Annotated in this window: 8 protein-coding genes; all 8 read left to right on the top strand. The window is 48.4% G+C overall.

What is annotated here, in order from left to right; translation table 11 throughout:
* Positions 1-330 (top strand): hypothetical protein (locus C5O24_RS14380; protein WP_240605016.1); only part of this gene is annotated, 330 nt, incomplete at its 5' end.
* A 12-nt stretch (positions 331-342) separates the two neighbouring features.
* Positions 343-573: a hypothetical protein gene (locus C5O24_RS12645; RefSeq protein WP_107034923.1), complete on the top strand. Its 231-nt coding sequence runs from the start codon at positions 343-345 to the stop codon at positions 571-573.
* The gene (locus C5O24_RS12640) at positions 570-794 is read left to right on the top strand and encodes a DUF3873 family protein (RefSeq protein WP_107034922.1); all 225 of its coding nucleotides are present in this window, start codon (positions 570-572) and stop codon (positions 792-794) included. The genes C5O24_RS12645 and C5O24_RS12640 overlap by 4 nt, the downstream gene beginning before the upstream one ends.
* Before the next feature lie 198 nt (positions 795-992).
* Entirely contained in the window at positions 993-1,235 is a 243-nt protein-coding gene (locus tag C5O24_RS12635; RefSeq protein WP_107034921.1) for a hypothetical protein, read from the top strand.
* On the top strand, positions 1,226-1,633 hold the full coding sequence (locus tag C5O24_RS12630; RefSeq protein ID WP_107034920.1) for a helix-turn-helix domain-containing protein: 408 nt from the start codon (positions 1,226-1,228) through the stop codon (positions 1,631-1,633). Before C5O24_RS12635 ends, C5O24_RS12630 begins: the two co-directional genes overlap by 10 nt.
* On the top strand, positions 1,630-1,881 hold the full coding sequence (locus C5O24_RS12625; RefSeq protein ID WP_107034919.1) for a hypothetical protein: 252 nt from the start codon (positions 1,630-1,632) through the stop codon (positions 1,879-1,881). Before C5O24_RS12630 ends, C5O24_RS12625 begins: the two co-directional genes overlap by 4 nt.
* On the top strand, positions 1,868-2,161 hold the full coding sequence (locus C5O24_RS12620) for a DUF3853 family protein (RefSeq protein ID WP_107034918.1): 294 nt from the start codon (positions 1,868-1,870) through the stop codon (positions 2,159-2,161). Before C5O24_RS12625 ends, C5O24_RS12620 begins: the two co-directional genes overlap by 14 nt.
* Positions 2,162-2,185: 24 nt before the next feature.
* Positions 2,186-2,360: AAA family ATPase (locus C5O24_RS12615; protein ID WP_133165591.1), on the top strand; the 175-nt coding region annotated here is incomplete at its 3' end.

Raw genomic sequence — 2,360 nt, 5'->3', positions numbered from 1 at the left:
GTGTATGGCAAAGTATTAACTTTGCACCGTGTTAGTAATTCAGTTGCAAAGTTAGCGAAAATTACGGCACGAAGCAATAACAAAAATTACTTAAATTTCAGTTATATGGACTACACGACAGCACAGATTAACAGAAACTTCCTAATTAAAGTTAGCGGAGTGAACGGCGAAGGAAAGCGGTTAAATACCCTCGTCGGAGTAAGTGGGCTTCTTCGTCTTATTGGCGAAAAATTAGCCAACAACCTCCTAACCCGCGCCTTCAAGTGTATGCTTGATAAGTGCGTATGCAAACTTCGTCGCGGGCTTAAAATTACATTCTACTATAAATAAGCATACAAGTATATGGCAAGTAAAACTATTAAGGCTAAGGCAGTCGTAAAAGTGCTTACCGACTTCGGCTATTGGTGCCTGGCAGAGATACGCGGACTTAAAGAAGGCACAATATTAGAAGGCCGGTTTAACCCCAAAAACAAAGCCTTTGATTTTTCCTACAACGGGCAAGACGCAATGCTGTGGATAGGACAAAACGGCGAACTAATAGAGGACGAAACAACTAACACCATACAACAATGAGCATGAACGACAACCAGGGCTGTAGTGTTTGCCCCGCCGGAAGCGAGAACTACGAAGTATTCACTACCCGCCTACGCGGAAAGCGAGTTAAGCGCGTCCAATACGACTACCGCACCCCGGACGGGGAACTATTCGCTACCGTGGCTTCGTCCTTGATTGAGTGCCGCCACCGCCGCGATGAGTGGTTAGAGAAGCGACAGGCAAACGCGGGTAAGGGTTAATTTTCCCGATAGCCGTATCAAGTTAATACGGAGCAACCACAACTATATAGCAAGCCAACGGAGAAAGAATCCCTTTCGTGAAGGCTATAAACCGTTGACAACCGGGAACAGGCCGGAGCGCGGACGCAGCGAAAGCGGGCGAAGGAAGTTCGAGCCTTCCACCGCGCACTAAATTCTAACCGCTTAATAATTCAAAATATGACATTGACAGCGACAAAAGCAGCCTTCCGAGGCTTCCGAAACGGACTTAAACAAGTAAAGATGGGCGACTACGAAGCCTGTATAGCCGACCTTTGGGCGGCATTGGGAATCAATAACCGCAATTCCTTCTATTGCTACCGCGACGGCAAGCAGGAGCCAAAAGCAAGCCAAGCCGTAGCAGTTACGGAAGTATTCGCCAAGTATGGAGTAACCGAAAATATTTGGGGGATATGCGACTAAAAGCAGAGCTTACCCGACGGGAAGGCGAGGTAGCCGAGTTGTTGGCGTGGGGAGCGAGTAAGAAAGAAGTAGCCGAAAGGCTCTTTATTTCAGCCCGTACCGTAGAGAACACCGCCCGCAACATATACGCCAAGATAGGCATCCAAAAGGCTACGGAACTTTGCGTTTGGTGGTTTTGCACGAAGTGCGGCGTTCCCGTAGACTTAGACCCGCTTAAACGCGCCTTCATAGCGACAGCCCTGCTGTTGGTTATGGGCTTCCACGAATACAACGGCAATAACGACGACAACTATTTGTTACGCGGGGCCAGACCAACAACGGCACGGACAACAAGAACGCTCCGCCGAGCAAAGGACGAGAACGAAAATATTAACCCCTTCAACAACTTGATAGCATGACAAGCGAGGAACTGAAAACAAAGATATTCGGCAAGACCGAAACCGGGGAACGCTACACGTTCCGGCAGTGGCTAATTTTCGTATGGTTCGCCCTGTCGCTATTCCTTCTTTGCGCGGCCGCCGAGGACGCAAGTATAACCGTCTTATTAGTTCTATTCGCCAACTTCGCCGCTTCCGCCCATTACATTAACAAACTTCCGCTTCCCGAAGACCCGGAAAAATACTTAGACGACGATGAAGAAGATTAACCCCGACACCCGAATAATAGACCTTACCGTAGGCCAACTTTTGGATGCAGTCGAAGACCGAGTAAGGGCGGTTTTGGCAAACAAGCCAACAAAACAGGAAGGCGAACGCCGCTACGTCTACGGCCTTAAAGGTTTGGCGAAACTATTAGGGTGCAGCAAAACGACCGCAAGCCGTATCAAGACTTCCGGGAAGATTGACAAAGCAATAACCCACATAGGCGCACTTCTGATTATTGACGCGGATTTAGCCTTAGAGTTAGCCGGAAACAAAGAAAAGTAACAACACTAAATAATTAACAGCTATATGAGCAGACAAGTAACACTAAAACGCCTTACCCTTGTAAACTTTAAGGGTTTGCGAAACGTAGCCGTAGAGTTCGGCGACGGCGTTACGACCATAAGCGGACGTAACGGAACCGGGAAGACCACAATAGCGGACTCCTTCGCGTGGCTTCTTTGGGGCAAAGACAGCGAAGGAA

This window comes from Paramuribaculum intestinale (assembly GCF_003024925.1).
Classification (GTDB): domain Bacteria; phylum Bacteroidota; class Bacteroidia; order Bacteroidales; family Muribaculaceae; genus Paramuribaculum; species Paramuribaculum intestinale.
This window is presented reverse-complemented; position numbering and strand designations above follow the sequence as displayed.

Bases quoted from the DNA above. Each gene is read 5' to 3' on its own strand.
- C5O24_RS12645 (WP_107034923.1), top strand. From the start codon at position 343: ATGGCAAGTAAAACTATTAAGGCTAAGGCAGTCGTAAAAGTGCTTACC.
- C5O24_RS12640 (WP_107034922.1), top strand. From the start codon at position 570: ATGAGCATGAACGACAACCAGGGCTGTAGTGTTTGCCCCGCCGGAAGC.
- C5O24_RS12635 (WP_107034921.1), top strand. From the start codon at position 993: ATGACATTGACAGCGACAAAAGCAGCCTTCCGAGGCTTCCGAAACGGA.
- C5O24_RS12630 (WP_107034920.1), top strand. From the start codon at position 1,226: ATGCGACTAAAAGCAGAGCTTACCCGACGGGAAGGCGAGGTAGCCGAG.
- C5O24_RS12625 (WP_107034919.1), top strand. From the start codon at position 1,630: ATGACAAGCGAGGAACTGAAAACAAAGATATTCGGCAAGACCGAAACC.
- C5O24_RS12620 (WP_107034918.1), top strand. From the start codon at position 1,868: ATGAAGAAGATTAACCCCGACACCCGAATAATAGACCTTACCGTAGGC.